General features: G+C 43.0%; 15 protein-coding genes and 3 pseudogenes. 10 read left to right on the top strand and 8 right to left on the bottom strand.

The window, feature by feature from the left end:
- Positions 1–34: 34 nt before the first annotated feature.
- Positions 35–1,702 carry a glutamine--tRNA ligase gene (glnS, locus tag J5O05_RS00620; protein WP_208843151.1) on the top strand — a complete coding sequence of 556 codons (1,668 nt, stop codon included), beginning with the start codon at positions 35–37 and terminating at the stop codon, positions 1,700–1,702.
- A 95-nt stretch (positions 1,703–1,797) separates the two neighbouring features.
- Here the strand turns inward: glnS and fur are convergent, their stop codons facing one another.
- From fur to J5O05_RS00645, 5 genes and pseudogenes are all read right to left on the bottom strand, one after another.
- Positions 1,798–2,244 (bottom strand): ferric iron uptake transcriptional regulator, encoded by a 447-nt coding sequence (gene fur, locus J5O05_RS00625; RefSeq protein ID WP_208843152.1) that lies wholly within the window; start codon positions 2,242–2,244, stop codon positions 1,798–1,800.
- Positions 2,245–2,351: 107 nt separating this feature from the next.
- The gene (gene fldA / locus J5O05_RS00630; protein WP_208843153.1) at positions 2,352–2,879 is read right to left on the bottom strand and encodes a flavodoxin FldA; all 528 of its coding nucleotides are present in this window, start codon (positions 2,877–2,879) and stop codon (positions 2,352–2,354) included.
- Between the two features lie 15 nt (positions 2,880–2,894).
- A pseudogene (gene ybfE, locus J5O05_RS00635) lies at positions 2,895–3,175 on the bottom strand (LexA regulated protein).
- 2 nt (positions 3,176–3,177) lie between these two features.
- Complete coding sequence (locus tag J5O05_RS00640) at positions 3,178–3,399, bottom strand: DUF2788 domain-containing protein (RefSeq protein ID WP_208843154.1); 222 nt, start codon at positions 3,397–3,399, stop codon at positions 3,178–3,180.
- A gap of 85 nt (positions 3,400–3,484) precedes the next feature.
- A complete protein-coding gene (locus J5O05_RS00645) occupies positions 3,485–4,261 on the bottom strand; it encodes an alpha/beta fold hydrolase (RefSeq protein ID WP_208843155.1) in 777 nt (258 codons plus the stop codon).
- Between the two features lie 132 nt (positions 4,262–4,393).
- Between J5O05_RS00645 and seqA the strand changes: the two genes are divergently transcribed.
- The 9 genes and pseudogenes from seqA to J5O05_RS00685 all read left to right on the top strand — a co-directional run bounded on the left by seqA (position 4,394) and on the right by J5O05_RS00685 (position 13,426).
- Entirely contained in the window at positions 4,394–4,954 is a 561-nt protein-coding gene (seqA, locus tag J5O05_RS00650; protein WP_208843156.1) for a replication initiation negative regulator SeqA, read from the top strand.
- 19 nt (positions 4,955–4,973) lie between these two features.
- Positions 4,974–6,614: a phosphoglucomutase (alpha-D-glucose-1,6-bisphosphate-dependent) gene (gene pgm, locus J5O05_RS00655; RefSeq protein ID WP_208843157.1), complete on the top strand. Its 1,641-nt coding sequence runs from the start codon at positions 4,974–4,976 to the stop codon at positions 6,612–6,614.
- A gap of 67 nt (positions 6,615–6,681) precedes the next feature.
- Positions 6,682–7,721: pseudogene (gene astE / locus J5O05_RS00660) on the top strand (succinylglutamate desuccinylase).
- A 378-nt stretch (positions 7,722–8,099) separates the two neighbouring features.
- Positions 8,100–9,318: pseudogene (locus J5O05_RS00665) on the top strand (thiamine pyrophosphate-dependent dehydrogenase E1 component subunit alpha).
- Positions 9,318–10,295, top strand: a complete 978-nt coding sequence (locus J5O05_RS00670) for an alpha-ketoacid dehydrogenase subunit beta (protein ID WP_208843158.1) — start codon at positions 9,318–9,320, stop codon at positions 10,293–10,295. The pseudogene J5O05_RS00665 and the gene J5O05_RS00670 overlap by 1 nt, the downstream one beginning before the upstream one ends.
- A gap of 9 nt (positions 10,296–10,304) precedes the next feature.
- Positions 10,305–11,435, top strand: coding sequence for a biotin/lipoyl-containing protein (locus J5O05_RS22975; RefSeq protein ID WP_482817158.1), 1,131 nt, complete (start codon positions 10,305–10,307; stop codon positions 11,433–11,435).
- Positions 11,404–11,862, top strand: a complete 459-nt coding sequence (locus J5O05_RS22980) for a 2-oxo acid dehydrogenase subunit E2 (protein WP_482817159.1) — start codon at positions 11,404–11,406, stop codon at positions 11,860–11,862. The genes J5O05_RS22975 and J5O05_RS22980 overlap by 32 nt, the downstream gene beginning before the upstream one ends.
- A gap of 89 nt (positions 11,863–11,951) precedes the next feature.
- Complete coding sequence (locus J5O05_RS00680; protein WP_208843159.1) at positions 11,952–12,536, top strand: GNAT family N-acetyltransferase; 585 nt, start codon at positions 11,952–11,954, stop codon at positions 12,534–12,536.
- Positions 12,518–13,426 carry a carbon-nitrogen hydrolase family protein gene (locus J5O05_RS00685; RefSeq protein ID WP_208843160.1) on the top strand — a complete coding sequence of 303 codons (909 nt, stop codon included), beginning with the start codon at positions 12,518–12,520 and terminating at the stop codon, positions 13,424–13,426. The genes J5O05_RS00680 and J5O05_RS00685 overlap by 19 nt, the downstream gene beginning before the upstream one ends.
- A gap of 21 nt (positions 13,427–13,447) precedes the next feature.
- Here the strand turns inward: J5O05_RS00685 and J5O05_RS22280 are convergent, their stop codons facing one another.
- The 3 genes from J5O05_RS22280 to J5O05_RS00700 all read right to left on the bottom strand — a co-directional run bounded on the left by J5O05_RS22280 (position 13,448) and on the right by J5O05_RS00700 (position 16,325).
- Positions 13,448–14,041 carry a putative manganese transporter gene (locus tag J5O05_RS22280; RefSeq protein ID WP_208843161.1) on the bottom strand — a complete coding sequence of 198 codons (594 nt, stop codon included), beginning with the start codon at positions 14,039–14,041 and terminating at the stop codon, positions 13,448–13,450.
- The gene (locus J5O05_RS22285; RefSeq protein ID WP_208843162.1) at positions 13,932–14,609 is read right to left on the bottom strand and encodes a putative manganese transporter; all 678 of its coding nucleotides are present in this window, start codon (positions 14,607–14,609) and stop codon (positions 13,932–13,934) included. The genes J5O05_RS22280 and J5O05_RS22285 overlap by 110 nt, the downstream gene beginning before the upstream one ends.
- 81 nt (positions 14,610–14,690) lie before the next feature.
- On the bottom strand, positions 14,691–16,325 hold the full coding sequence (locus J5O05_RS00700; protein WP_208843163.1) for a M28 family metallopeptidase: 1,635 nt from the start codon (positions 16,323–16,325) through the stop codon (positions 14,691–14,693).
- Positions 16,326–16,362: the final 37 nt, after the last annotated feature.

Raw genomic sequence — 16,362 nt, forward strand, 5'->3', positions numbered from 1 at the left:
TATTTATTTGCATTGCATAGAGGATGCTTCTCATATGGCGGAGATAGAAAATCGCCCAAGTAACTTCATTCGTACTATTATCGACGAGGATTTAAACAGTGGAAAACACCAAAGCGTTCATACGCGTTTTCCGCCGGAGCCGAATGGCTTTTTACACATTGGTCACGCAAAGTCTATTTGTTTGAATTTTGGTATCGCAAAAGATTATCAGGGCCTATGTAATTTACGTTTTGACGACACAAACCCAGAAAAAGAAGATATTAACTACGTCAAATCGATTCAAGAAGATGTGAAGTGGTTAGGTTTTAACTGGGATGGTGATATCTGTTATTCATCAAACTATTTTGAACAGTTACATGATTACGCTGTGGAGCTTATCCAAAAAGGTCTTGCGTATGTGTGTTTCTTATCGCCGGAAGAAGCGCGTGAATACCGTGGTACATTGACTGAACCAGGCAGAAACAGCCCATACCGTGATACGCCAGTTGAGGAAAATTTGGCGTTGTTCGCAAAAATGCGCAATGGTGAGTTTAAAGAAGGCGAATGTGTTCTTCGCGCAAAGATTGATATGGCAAGCTCGTTTATCGTGCTGCGCGACCCAATTATTTACCGTATTAAGTTTGCACACCATCATCAAACAGGTGATGCATGGTGCATCTACCCAATGTATGACTTCACACACTGTATTTCAGATGCATTGGAAGGGATCACGCATTCGCTTTGTACATTAGAATTCCAAGACAACCGTCGTCTATACGATTGGGTGTTGGACAATATTTCGATTGAATGCCATCCACAGCAAATCGAATTCTCGCGTCTGAACCTTGAATATACGGTTATGTCGAAACGTAAGTTAAATGACTTAGTCGTTAATAACCAAGTCGACGGTTGGGACGATCCGCGTATGCCGACGATTGCGGGTCTTCGACGTCGTGGCTATACACCGGCTTCAGTGCGCGAATTCTGCAAACGAATCGGTATCACAAAACAAGACAACATGGTCGAGATGGGCATGTTAGAAGCGTGTATACGTGAAGACTTGAATGAGCATGCACCTCGTGCGATGGCCGTAATCGACCCAATTAAAGTGGTTATTGAAAACTTTGACGAAGGCAAAGTGGAAGAGATCAACGCATCAAACCACCCGAATAATGAAAGTATGGGTTCGCGTGTATTACCTTTCACGAAGGAGCTTTACATTGAAAGTGAAGATTTTCGTGTTGAAGCGAACAAACACTACAAGCGTTTAGTACTGGGTAAAGAAGTACGCCTGCGTAATGCCTACGTAATTAAAGCTGAGCGCTTTGATGAAGATGAGCAAGGTAACATCACAACTATTTACTGTACTTATGACGCTGAAACGCTTGGCAAGAATCCAAGTGATGGCCGTAAAGTAAAAGGCGTGATCCATTGGGTTAGTGCTTCTCACTCAATTGATGCGGAAGTGCGTCAATACGATCGTTTGTTTAGTGTGCCGAATCCAGCTGCGGCGGACAATTACACTGATGTGTTGAATCCTGACTCGTTAGTTATCATTAAAGGCGCGAAAGTTGAACCATCGCTTGCAAATGCGAAAGCAGAGCAAGGGTATCAGTTCGAGCGCTTAGGTTACTATTGCCGTGATAACAAGTCGGAAGGGTTGGTATTTAACCAAACAGTTGGTCTACGTGATTCATGGGCCAAAATGGACCAAGGCGAATAAGCCTTTATTTACACCGTTCAGATTGAATATTTGAGCGGTGTGAATTATCCAGATATAAAAAAACCGGCAATTGCCGGTTTTTTTATATCAATTAGTTAATTGCTATTTTCTTCAGCGTACTTTTTGCACGCTGCAATATCTGTACATTCACCGTAGAGATATAAAGAATGGTTCGTCAAACGAATGCCATTGTTATCAGCGATTTGATCCTGACGTGATTCGATAACCTCGTCTTCAAATTCAACTACACGACCACATTTTAGGCAAACAAGGTGATCGTGGTGTGATGAACCAGAAAGTTCGAATACAGACTTGCCGCCTTCAAAATGGTGACGACTCACAATACCCGCGTCATCGAATTGGTTTAGAACTCGATAAACCGTTGCAAGGCCAATTTCTTCACCTTTGTCCAACAAGATTTTGTATACATCCTCTGCGCTGATATGTTGATTATCAGGAGACTGGAGGATTTCCAGAATCTTGATGCGTGGTAGTGTGACCTTCAACCCGGCTTTTTTAAGTTCTAAATTATGATCAGTCATTAAATCTGTCTCAATTTTTATCTTTATAGTGTTATTTTTGTCAGTCCGCACGACTGGACCAACTTAGCATAACTCGGTGTGACTTGATATGCAAAAAATGCAATGAACTAGTCTTCAAGCTCGCTTAAGCACATTTCTTCGTAAACTTGCTTACACCATGATTTAACGCGCTCTTCAGTTAATTCAGGTTGACGGTCTTCATCAATACCCAAACCAACAAAATGGTTTGCGTCAGCAAGGCCTTTTGATGCTTCAAAGTTGTAGCTGTCCGTTGGCCAATGACCAACGACGATAGCACCTTTTTTCGTCACGATGTCATTTACCATGCCCATCGCGTCAAGGAAGTATTCAGCGTAGTCTTCTTGGTCACCACAGCCGAAAATCGCAACTAGCTTACCGTCGAAGTCAATTTCTTCAAGTTCAGGGAAGAAATCATCCCAATCACATTGCGCTTCACCGTAATACCAAGTAGGGATACCAAAAAGTAACAGATCGAATTCTGCGATGTCTTCTTTTGAACTCTTAGCGATGTCTTTAACATCCACTAATTTTTTACCAAGCTCTTTTTGAATCATCTTTGCAACGTGTTCTGTGTTGCCTGTGTCACTTCCGAAAAAAATACCTACACTAGCCATGTACGTGTTTACCTTCTATCTATTAATCGCTAATTTTTCTTGCAATATGGTTTCGATAAGCGCACTGCGACTCAAATTTTGCGCTTCAGCCATATCACTTAATGCTTGATACAACTCAGATGAGACCTTGAATTCGATTCGCTTGAGGCCACGAGCTTCTGTCTCGTTTCATCTGATTTCGTTTGTTGACCTTTAATTGCATTTCCCTCGGTAGGGGATTGGTTTTTGGCCTGCCAGGTCTTTTTTTCATTTTCGAATAGGTCAATCGTAGTCCTATCTGCGTCCGACTTGGCCATAGTTAACCGACACCCGCACCTTGCCAAAATACTTGAATAAGGCCTTTAGCAATGAACCCAGCACAGCCGAGGAACAATACCAACCAAACGATCTGACGGCCAAATTTCGGCACATCACCTTTTTTTAGAACGTCCTGAATTGCCATGCCTATAAGAAAGAATATTCCAGCTAAGCCGAAGTATAGGCCAATGGTTTCAATTTCGTTGATAAAGATGTCAACCATGCTTCAAAAACCCATAAATAAAACGCGGCGTACTATAACACATTCAATTCGAGAAATTTAACCTTCGATTGTAAAATCAGCTTGATTATTGAAGAAAATCAATAATCGCCTTATTTACTACTAATGGCTTCTCTGCGTGGAGCCAATGTCCAGCGCCATGAACGACTCGGCCTTTGGAATTTGGGAATAATTTAGCGATGACATCACGGTGTTCAACCAGTATGTAGTCGGATTCACTACCTTTCACAAACAGAGTCTCACACAAACAAGAATCATTTGCATCTATATTTGTTAAAATATTTTGATACTGTGCACTCAATACATCTAAATTAAAACGCCAATTAAATTCACCAGAATCGTTTTTTTGCAAACTTTTCAACAAAAACTGGCGTACGCCCATTTCCTTGATATAGACAGACATTATTTCGTCTGCTTGAGTACGGCTTGAAATGGTGACGTTAGCAACAGCGTTGAGCGCGCTAAAAATGGCATCATGTCGACTATGATAAGCAACGGGTGCGATGTCTAAAACAACCAGTTTCGCGACCATGTCTGGGTGTCTATGCGCGATTTGCATCGCGACTTTTCCACCCATTGAATGGCCAACAATATAGGCTTTTTCGATATTTAGGCCTTTAAGCGTTTCCACAACGTCATTCGCTAAACTTGGGTAATTATGCGTAGCCGCGTGAGGGGAAAGTCCATGATTTCTCAAGTCCATGTTAATTATGTCATAGTTCTCGCCTAACGCCTTCCCAATGATGTTCAGGTTCTCTAATGATCCAAATAGTCCATGTAGTAAAACAACGGGCAAAGTAGATGTTTGGTTTGTTGCTTGGGTAAGTTTGTAGTTGAGCAGCATAACTTAATGTCAGAGATTTGAATTACTCGCTATTTTGCCAGTATCAAACGGTTTTTCAAAGCCGTAGAGGAAATGATCAAATAAGGATATAATCGATCAAACTGAAAAGTAAAAGTCAGTAGTAGGAATAAAATGAAAAACATAGAAATAGATGACGAGTTATATCAATACATTGCAAGCAATACCCAAAGTATTGGAGAAAGTGCTTCTCAGATCCTTCGTCGTTTATTAAATCTAGACCCAGCTAAAGCAACTGTTAAAAAACTAGAACCAGATACAGTAGGGTTAGAAAAAGAAACTAAGGTCGTTGAAGAAGTAAAAGAAAAGCCGGTTGTCACATCTGTGTCAAAGCCTGCAGCTAGTGTATTCAATGTGCTAAATAAAGAAGAACTTGCGATGCAAAAAGGCGTAGTAGGTCGTTTCTTATTTATTTTGTCTGCTTTTTATCGTACGCACAAAGGTGCATTCAAATCCGTGCTTGATATTAAAGGTAGAGATCGCATTTACTTCGCCATGAGCAAAGAAGAACTTCTTGAAAGCGGTAGCAGTATGAATCCAAAACAAATTGAAGGCAGTGAATTTTGGGTCATGACCAATTCAAACACAACCAGAAAGAAAATGATGTTGCATGAGGTTGCGTTATCTTTAGGCTATTCTGAAGATCAAGCTGAAAAGATCCGCGATTACCTGTAAGGACTAAAAAGGACAAACTATGGCAATTCACCCTGGTGCTGGTAAACCTGCTCCGAAATCAGAACTGGTAAACATTCCTAAACTTGTATCGTCTTATTATCTTAATGAGCCTGACCTTGAACAATTTCCAGAACAGTGCGTTGAATTTGGCACCTCGGGTCACCGTGGGTGTTCTTACAATGTAAAGTTTAACGAATCACATATTTTGGCTGTAACTCAAGCTATTTGCGATTATCGTAAAGCCAACAATATTTTTGGCCCATTGTTCTTAGGCAAAGATACACACGCGCTCTCAGAAGCGGCGTTTAATTCGGCGGTCGAAGTACTTGTTGCGAATGAGGTTCAGGTTATTACTCAGGAAAATGACGATTTCACGCCAACTCCTGTTATCAGCCATGCCATAGTTACGCATAACAAAGCTTATCCTCATGAACTTGCGGATGGGATTGTCGTCACTCCTTCACATAACCCACCTGAAGATGGTGGATTTAAGTACAATCCACCAAATGGTGGACCTGCTGATACAGAGGTGACTAAGTGGATTGAAGACAGAGCCAATCAACTTTTACTTGAAGATTTGGTCGAGGTTGAACTATTCCCTTATGCGAAAGCCCGCCGTTCAGGCTTTATTAAATACGAAGATTTAATAACGCCTTACGTCGAAGACCTGTCTAATATCATCGATTTTGATGCGATCAAACAAGCAAATGTAAAGATAGGTGTTGATCCTCTCGGTGGTTCAGGCATTAATTTTTGGCCGGTGATCGCAACTCATTACGGATTAGACATTACGGTTGTTAATGAAGACGTGGACCCGCGATTTGCTTTTATGCCGTTGGACAAAGATGGCAAAATTCGCATGGATTGTTCTTCACCTTACGCGATGGCCAACTTGATTGCGTTAAAAGATGAATACGATATCGGTATTGGTAATGATCCTGATTACGATCGTCATGGCATAGTAACGAAAGATGGACTAATGAATCCAAACCATTATCTTGCCGTTGCCATCGATTACTTAATGAACCAAAGACCTAACTGGCCAAATAACCTTAAAGTCGGCAAAACGTTAGTATCCAGTGCCATGATAGACAAAGTAGTCAATGATCTTGGTAAAGACGTTTACGAAGTACCAGTTGGTTTTAAGTGGTTCGTTGATGGTTTAGCGCAAGGCACTTTAGCGTTTGGTGGTGAAGAAAGCGCTGGAGCCTCATTTTTACGTAAAGATGGTACTGTTTGGAATACCGATAAAGACGGTTTTATTCTAGGACTGCTAGCGGCTGAAATACTCGCTGTAACTGGTAAGACTCCATCAGAACGCTATCGCGAGTTTGAAGCCAAATTTGGTGCGCCACTTTACAAACGGATCGATGCGCCAGCGAGTTCATCACAAAAAGCGAAGTTGAAATCATTAAGCGCTTCGGATGTAAAAGCGGACGTACTGGCAGGTGATAAGATCACTCAAATCTTAACGCATGCGCCTGGTAATGGCGGTGCGATAGGTGGTTTAAAAGTTGTGACGGAGTCGGGATGGTTTGCAGCTCGTCCATCCGGTACAGAAGAAATCTATAAAATCTATTTAGAGTCGTTTAAAGGAGAAGCTCATTTAAACGAACTAGAAAAAGAAGCGAAAGCGCTAGTCGATAGCGTGATCCGCTAACTCCATTTACAAATAAGGCCATACGTTCGTATGGCCTTTTTTTATATCTCTCACACAAGGTGACAGTATGTACCTAGACAAATTAAAACAGACGGGTGATTTTTTAACCCTTACTCGACAAAACGAATGGCATTTAGAAGCAAGTCAATTTGAACTAAACAATGGAACGAAAGTAGTCGTTCGTGATACGGGTGTCATTGAGTTTACGCCAGCGGAATTAGGCGATAAAGACATAGTTTTATCCTCGGGTATTCATGGTAACGAAACTGCGCCCATTGAAATTTGCGCTGAGTTAATTGAAAAGCTTATCCGCGAAGAGCTGACCGCAGACGCATCGGGTATTGTTTATTTTTGGTAATCCTGCGTCAATGAATATTGAAAAGCGCTTTGTTGAAGAGAACATGAACCGACTTTTCAGTGGTAGCCATAGTAAAGGCGAAGGACTAGTAAACGAAGAACGCAAGCGGGCAAAAAAATTAGAAGATTATGTACGCGATTTCTTTACTCAAATTGACGGTGAAAGAATGCGTTGCCATTACGACCTCCATACTGCTATCCGGGGATCAAAAAACGAAAAGTTCGCAGTTTACCCCTACTTACATGGCAAGCCATGGAAGAAATCTCAATTACAGTTTCTAGGTGCATGCGGAGTGAATACGGTATTGATGATGCAATCACCAGCAACGACATTTAGCTATTTTTCGTCAAATGAGTTTGGTGCGGATGCGTTTACTGTTGAGACTCGGACAAGTGCAGCCTTTTGGTCAAAATGACATGACGAGATTCGACGATGCAAAAGTCACGCTGGAAGCATTAATTATTCAAGATGAAATTAAATACAGCGAATTTAATGCAAGTGACTATGAGGTTTTCAACGTGCATCGCACAATAAACCGAACGCAAGACGATTTTACACTTGCCTTTGCAGATGACGTGGTTAATTTCGAAAGCTTCAACAAAGGTGAATTGCTTGCAACGGACGGTGAAAATCAAATCTTTGCGGAAGTAGACGGCGAGGCGATTATCTTTCCCAATGCGAGTGTAGCGATTGGACAGCGTGCAATCTTAACAGTGTTGCCAATGGCTATTGACGAGCGATTTGTGTAACGAGCAATTCACGAATCGAATATTGTGTTGCTTGGTATTGGTATCGAAAAGACTTGAATAGTCAATCATGCTAAGCAACATTTCACCCAGTTCTATTGATCTCTTTTCCCTGCCAAATTGCAAATGCCTTAACAGGTCATACCAGAGTAAAAGCCTTTTAATACAAAGATGTACTGAAATCTTTCCAGTTAAATAGGGCAATTTCATGGTTATTCGACTAGGATTAGTTGAATAACACTTTACGTTAACGTAAAGTGGCGAAAGCTTTAATTTAATAATTATGCATTTGCCGCACAGATTATCCTTACAAAATAGCGGATAGAAGTTCAGCTGAATTTTTAGTTGCAGAATAATCGTGACAACAAAAGAAGGTAGGTTATGACTAACCCCAATAACGTTTCGCTAAATCTGAGTCACGCGCTTGAATTTATCGATGGTCATGCGCTAAACATTCCAACTATTACGTTACTTGATCAAAATGGTAACTTAATCGATGGTGCGCACGCGCCTGAGCCTCGATAAAGACACCGCGCTTCGTATTTATGACACAATGCGTTTTATTCGCCTTCTTGATGAGCGTATGCAAGCGGCGCAACGTCAAGGACGTATTAGTTTTTACATGCAATGTCTAGGTGAAGAAGCTGCTGTAACGGCAAGTGCAGCGGCGCTTAAAGACGAAGACATGATTATGGCCCAGTATCGAGAGCAAGCTGCACTCGCTTACCGAGGATTTACATTAGAGCAGTTCATGAACCAAATGTTCTCGAACGAGAAAGATTTGGGTAAAGGCCGTCAAATGCCCATCCATTACGGCTCTAACGAACTAAACTACCTCACTATTTCATCACCTCTCGGTACGCAAATACCGCAAGCAACCGGTTATGCATACGGTCAGAAACTAAAGCACATTGACGCGAAAACAGGCGAGTTAAACTCGCAAATTGATGCAGTCACGATTTGTTATTTTGGTGAGGGCGCTGCATCGGAAGGTGATTTCCATGCTGGTCTAAACATGGCGGCGGTACACGGTTCACCTGTAATCTTCTTTGCGCGCAATAACGGTTATGCAATCTCAACACCAGCCGATGAGCAATTTAAAGGTGATGGGATCGCGGCACGTGGCGTTGGCTACGGCATCAAAACAATTCGAGTGGATGGCGGCGATGCGCTTGCTGTTTACGCAGCAACGAAGTTGGCAAGAGAAATAGCAAGTAAGAACGGTGAACCGGTTCTGATTGAATCCATCGCTTATCGCCTTGGTGCTCACTCAACATCAGACGACCCATCGGGTTATCGTAGTAAAGACGAAGAAGCACAATTTAGAGACAACTGCCCAATCGAACGGTTTAAGAAATGGCTACTTAACCAAGGTTGGCTTGATCTTAGTGAAGACGAAGCTGTCAAAGAAAAGCTTCGTGAAGACATCCTTAACGCACTTAAAGTGGCAGAGAAAGTTGCAAAACCACCACTAGAAGATTTGATTTCAGACGTGTATGACACGCCAATCCCAGCGCTTCAAAAACAATACGAAGAACTAAAAGAGCACATTTTGCAGAATCCAGATGCGTATCCAACAACCGCAGGGAGAATTAAATAATGGCTAAAATGAACATGCTACACGCCATTAACTCGGCGTTGGATATCACGATGTCAGAACACCCGCAAGCGTGTATTTTCGGTGAAGACGTGGGTTATTTCGGTGGCGTATTTAGAGCGACATCCGGCCTTCAAGAGAAATACGGAAAGCACCGTGTGTTTAACACACCGCTTACGGAACAAGGCATTCTTGGCTTTGCAAATGGTTTAGCCGCATTTGGCGCACCGGCGCTTGCTGAGATTCAGTTCGCAGACTACATTTTCCCAGCGTTTGACCAAATCGTAAACGAGTCAGCAAAATTCCGTTACCGCAGTGGTAATGAATTTAACGTGGGTAACTTAACCATTCGTACGCCATATGGTGGTGGTATCGCTGGTGGTTTATACCACTCTCAATCGCCAGAAGCCTATTTCGCCCATACGCCAGGTTTGAAGTTAGTTGTACCGCGTAACCCGTATCAAGCGAAAGGTTTGCTTCGTTCATGTATCAAAGACGACAACCCAGTTATTTTCTTTGAACCTAAACGTCTTTACCGTGCCTCAGTTGGTGAAGTTCCTGAGGACGATTACTCAATCCCATTAGGAAAAGCGGAAATTGTACGTGAAGGTAAAGACGTCACACTTCTTGCGTGGGGCGCGCAAATGGAAATTCTTGAGCAAGCAGCAGACAAAGCAGAAGCGGCTGGTATTTCGTGCGAAGTGATCGACCTTAGAACTATTTTACCTTGGGACGTTGAAACGATTGCGCAATCTGTTATGAAGACTGGTCGTTTAGTCATTAGCCATGAAGCTCCGATTACAAACGGTTTCGGTGCTGAAATCGCAGCGACAATTCAACAAGAGTGTTTCTTACATCTTGAATCGCCTATTCTTCGTGTGTGTGGTCTTGATACACCGTACCCACTGGCGCTCGAGAAAGAATACGTTCCGGACGCATTGAAAATTTTCGCTGCAATCAAAAAGTCAGTCGAGTTTTAAGGAGTTCTCATGGCACAAGATTTTATCTTACCAGATATTGGTGAAGGCATCGTAGAGTGTGAAATCGTTGAGTGGCTTGTTGCAGTTGGTGAAGAAGTTAAAGAAGACCAGCCTATTTGTGATGTGATGACTGACAAGGCATTAGTGCAAATTCCAGCGGTTCATGACGGTGTGATCACAAAGTTGTATTACGACAAAGGTGCAATCGCAAAGGTACATTCTCCACTATTTGAAATGAATGTGGCCGGCCAAGGTGTTGCAAATGACGACCTCGTAGCGGATGCGCCAGCGAGCACGAATGGTGCAATTGAAGATTTCATATTGCCTGATATCGGTGAAGGTATCGTGGAGTGTGAGATTGTTGAATGGCTCGTTGCGGAAGGGGACGAAATCAAAGAAGACCAAGCTGTTTGTGATGTGATGACTGACAAAGCGCTTGTGCAAATCCCTGCAAAATATGATGGCGTAGTTGAAAAACTCTATTACGCGAAAGGTGACATTGCTAAAGTGCACAGCCCACTTTTTCAAATGCGTGTTACGCAAGCTGGACACGTATCAAGTGCGCCAACGACAAAACCGGTCTTAGCAGAACATGCAGTAGCGTCGACCACAAACGTCGCGACAAGTAATTCAACTATCGTTAACGAAAAAGCGGTGGCGTCACCTGCGGTACGTCGTAAAGCGCGTGAAGCGGGTGTTGATATCCGAATGGTGCCAGGCACAGGTAAAAATGGTCGAGTTTACAAAGAGGACATTGCGAACTTTCTGACAGGTCAAGTTGCACAGCCAACTAAGACAGTTGAAAAAACAGCAACCGAAGTTCAAAGCAGCACACACCAGACCAAACCAGTGGTTTCTGGCGGAAAACGCGTTGAGCCGATAAAAGGTATTAAGGCTGCGATGGCAAAACAGATGGTTGCATCTGTGTCTACGATTCCTCACTTTACCTTTAGTGATGAAATTGATCTTACGAATCTCATTGCGCTGCGTTCGGGTATGAAAGATCAATATGCGAAGCAAGGCGTGAAATTGACCATGATGCCGTTTTTCATCAAAGCATTGTCGTTGGCAATTAAAGAATTCCCTGTATTGAATTCGCAAGTGAACGATGACTGCACTGAGTCTCACGTACTTCGATGACCATAATATTGGTATGGCGGTGGATTCGAAGATTGGTTTGCTCGTACCAAACATCAAAGGTTGCCAAAATAAATCTATCGTTGATGTAGCAAACGAAGTGACCCGTTTAACCGAAGCTGCACGTGAAGGTCGTGTTTCACCGGATGACTTGAAAGGTGGCACAATTTCCATTTCCAACATCGGTGCAATAGGTGGGACAACGGCGACGCCTATCATCAATAAACCGGAAGTCGCGATAGTTGCGCTCGGTAAACTGCAGCATCTTCCTCGTTTTAACGACAAAGGTGAAGTGGAAGCCCGCGCGATTATGCAAGTGAGCTGGTCTGGTGATCACCGAGTGATTGATGGTGGAACCATTGCAAGATTCAACAATCTTTGGAAGGCCTATCTTGAAGAGCCTGCCAAGATGATGATGGCGATGAGCTAAAAATGAAAAAGGAGCGAAAGCTCCTTTTTTGTTGCACATATCCATTGTTATCATGTGCTTTGAATATAAAAGAATAAGAGAAACTTGCTATGACACAAATTCAGGTTGTGACCGGTGCGCAAATTAGCGAATTTTTAGATGCGTTAGCAGTACTGCGTATAGCCATCTTCCGAGACTTCCCGTATTTGTATGAAGGTACGCTTGAGTATGAAAAATCCTATTTAAGTACGTATGCTAAAAGTAATGGCGCCCTTGTTGTACTTATTCTTGATGATGGCAAAGTGGTGGGGGCATCCACAGGCTTACCTTTAAGTGAAGAAACAATTGAGTTCAAACAACCGTTTATTGATGCAGGTTACAACGTCGACGAGATCTTTTATTGTGCCGAATCTGTGTTACTTCCTGCATATCGGGGACGTGGATTGGGAAAGCGCTTTTTTGAAGAGCGAGAAGCGCATGCAAAGCAAATCGAGGGAATAAAACACGTTTGTTTTTGTGCTGTTGTGCGAGAGGAACAACACCCGTTAAAACCGAGTGATTATAAAACTCTAGATCCTTTTTGGATGTCGCAAGGTTATTCAAAAACGAGACTGACGTGTGAGTATGTTTGGCAGGATATCGATAAATCAGTAGATACCGCAAAAACGATGCAATTTTGGATGAAGTCACTGTGATGGATATTTCAAAACAAACCTCGTTTAAAGTTGCAGCCGCACAGTATCCGGTGTCGGCCTGGCGAAGCTGGGATGAATACAAAGACAATGCAGAGCTATGGTGCCAAAAAGCGGTAGATGAAGGCGCTCAGATACTCCTATTTCCTGAGTATGCAGCGATGGAACTTTCGTCGCTATTGGATCCTTTGATAAGCTCTGATTTGCACAAACAACTACCAGCGTTACAACAGTTTTTGAGTCAATTCACAGCACTTTTTGAAAAGCTTGCCATTATGCATCAAGTGCTAATTCAACCGGGTACGTTTCCTGTTTTGAACGGTGCTGGCGAATATCGTAATCGAGCCTTTTTGTTCGGACCAGAAGGATTAATTGGTTATCAAGATAAGTTGCAAATGACGCGTTTCGAGCTCGAGAGTTGGAATATTTCCGCGGGCGCGGAAATCAACACTTTTACGACTCATTTGGGCGTAATAGCGATTGCGATTTGTTATGACAGCGAATTTCCTTTATTGGTTAGGCAACAGGTAGAGGCTGGTGCTGAGGTTATTTTGGTGCCTAGCTGCACAGATACCTTGGCTGGTTTTCATCGCGTCAAAGTTGGGTCTCAAGCCCGAGCTTTGGAAAACCAAATTTATGTGGTGCAATCCTGTACCGTTGGCGATGCACCTTGGTCACCTGCGCTAGATATAAATATAGGCGCTGCCGCTATCTATGAACCCATCGACATAGGCTTTAAACCAACGGGAATTCAAGTAATTGGAAACCTAAATGTACCTCAGTGGGTATTTGGCACATGCGATTTAACAAAAATCAGACAGGTAAGACAGTCAGGCCAAGTATTAAATCATCGCGATTGGTCGAAACAAGTTCGTTTTAACCCTTCACGGTAAGAAGGACTGGCCTTTCTGATTTTAAATACCAAACACACCGTATGAGACATAGCCAACGACCAATGAAGGTATAAAAGTCAATATCGATGCCAAGATAGCCGCTTTTGGCGCGAGGGCAATCGCTGGAAACAATGCATCGCCATCGTTACTGATTGCATTTGCTGCCAACGCGCTAAATGGCAGTAAGCCTTGCAAATACATTGATGTGACAATAATTTGGGGACCGCAGCCAGGAATAAGGCCAATAATCGCACCTAGCAGTGGGGCAAATATACCGTGTGCCGTAAACCATTGTTTAAAATCAAATTGCGTTAAGTTTTCTAAGAAAGCGAAGGCAATAAAACTGCTCAAAACGATAACAGAAATAAAATGAGTATCTTTAGAAATCAAAGCAAAATGTTTTGTTGTACTGTCATGCGACGGCACTTCTCGATACGCCTCGCTGTTTGCTGGCGTGATTGCCCAGAGTAAAGAAATAGCAAAGCAACATGCTACTCCAACCAAGTCAATATAAGGTTTGAACGCCCCAAATTCCCAATTTAGTGCGCTGAGCAACGCGATTGCAAGAGCAGGGAAGAGCGTCCACTGCCAAAATCGACCTGCAATGGATTGCAAGTACTGTGGTGTTGAGTCTCGCGAGTGGAAAATCGATTTCTAAGGAAGTTCTGTACTGCTGAGTAGGAAGCACTTTATTTGCGACAAACCCACTAAGTACACCGGTGATCAAACCAATAGTCATAATTGAAAATGCTGTTAGCGGTTGTTGTGCAAGTAACAGAAAGGCGGCATCACCCATCGTTGCGACAAGCACGGCAACGACAGCACCGAAACTTGCTTGATTCTTGGTGTACTGCGTTACAACGACAATCGCACCACCGCATCCGGGTAATATACCAAGTATTGCAGCAACAACAATTTCAAGCGTTGGGTTTTGCAACGCTAAATAGCCAAGTTCAATTTGATTAAAGCGTTTACTCAATTGATGATACAGATAAAGCGTAGCCGCGACAAACACGCTAACTTGATAGTAAGCATCGGCAAGTGCGGATACAACAACGGTTCGCGTATCGGAGTGGATGATTAAGACAGCAAGGATTGCAGGCAGCATAAGTTTGATGCTAAACAACGAACGGTCAACGCGTCGGGCAGGGGCTTTAACTAAATTAGCGGTGGTTGAATTCATAAAAAATATAGCGCAATAGTAGAACACCATTGCACTATATTTCAAATGATAATGATTATCAATCGTAAAAATAAATCAGTGTTATTGCTTTCTTTGGAACTCGGAAGTAGCTTGCCACGTAGGCCACTCCTTTTGTTCGGAAACGTCATAACCTACTTGGAAAAACAACTGTAGGTCTTGGACCGCGCCAGATAAATCCCATTCATCACGGTAACGATCGCAAGGCTGGTGATAGCAACCTTTAAGTACAAGACTCATGCGTTTTCGGTAATTCGCCGTGGCTTCATCGCGAGGGGTTGTTCCGCCGCCCGCGTACATTGCAGGTACGCCCATGTTCGCAAACGCAAAATGATCTGAGCGGTAGTATCCACCAGACGCAGGATGAGGGTCTCCAGCCACAGTTCTATTTTGGGCTTTTGCTGCAGTTGCTAATGTGTTGTCTAAAGACGACTTGCCAATACCCACTACATTAATATCTGTGACTTTACCAAGTAGGTTTAAACTGTCCATATTGATATTAGCGACGGTTTGATTGGCCGGGATAACAGGGTGAGCAGCATAAAATTTTGAGCCAAGTAAACCTTGCTCTTCAGCGGTTACCGCTAAAAAGGTAATCGAACGAGATGGCTTCTTCGCAAGCGAAGTAAACGCTTCAGCTACTTCAATTAAGCCAGCTGTACCTGATGCATTATCGTGCGCACCGTTATAAATGTTGTCACCCTTGCGGTTTGGATCGGTACCTAAGTGGTCCCAGTGCGCGCTGTAAATTACATGCTCAGCGGGTGTTTCGCTGCCAGGTAAAGTCGCGATGAAATTGTAAGAAGTTGATTTTTTGATTTTGCTTTTGACAGTAATCGAGGCATCTAGACCTTTAAGGTCAGTGTGGTATGCCCCCATCGCAGCTTTCGCTTTTTCTTGCTCGAAATCCAATCCTGCTTTTGAAAATAGTTCTTTAGCTACATCAACAGTGACCCAACCTTCGACTGCGACTCTGTCCATATTATTGTTTTCTTTTTGGAATCCAAATTGTGGACCACTCCAAGAATTCTCAACCACACTCCATGGATAAGATGCTGGTGCAGTTTCGTGAATAATAATGGCACCAGCAGCGCCTTGACGACTTGCTTCTTCGAACTTATAAGTCCAGCGCCCGTAGTACGTCATCGCATCGCCGGTAAAGACCGCTGGATCTTTAGTCGCAAAACCAGGGTCATTAACGAGCATTACAACCGTTTTACCCTTTACATCAAGGCCTTCATAGTCGTTCCAGTTGTATTCTGGCGCGTTAACGCCATAACCTACGAACACAAGTTGCGATTTATCCAGTGATTGCAGTTCGCTAATACGTGCAGTGCCCATCACCATGTCTTTTTTATATTGGTAGTCTTTTCCGCCAATATTCAAACTCATGTTGGAGTCCGCTTCGATTGAGACCAGCGGGACTTCTTGTAGATAACTGCCGTTATTACCTGGTACTAAGCCAAGCGCCTTAAATTGCTTAGTTAAATACGCCAGTGTGAGCTTTTCACCTTCAGACGAAGGGGCACGGCCGCCAAACTCATCGGAAGCCAATACTTTAATGTGAGACGCAAGTTGTTCTGCATTGATGCTGTCATAGGCTTTCGCCACCGCAGCATCATCGTTCATGCTTGTTGTGCTCGCACAGCCAGCTAAAATCGCAAGACTTAGTGCGCTCAATGTCATTTTAATTTTCATGTTGTCGCTTCTTAGTGTGAAGGAACATTGATCTAAG

Source organism: Pseudoalteromonas xiamenensis, from assembly GCF_017638925.1.
In the GTDB taxonomy this organism is placed as follows: domain Bacteria; phylum Pseudomonadota; class Gammaproteobacteria; order Enterobacterales; family Alteromonadaceae; genus Pseudoalteromonas; species Pseudoalteromonas xiamenensis.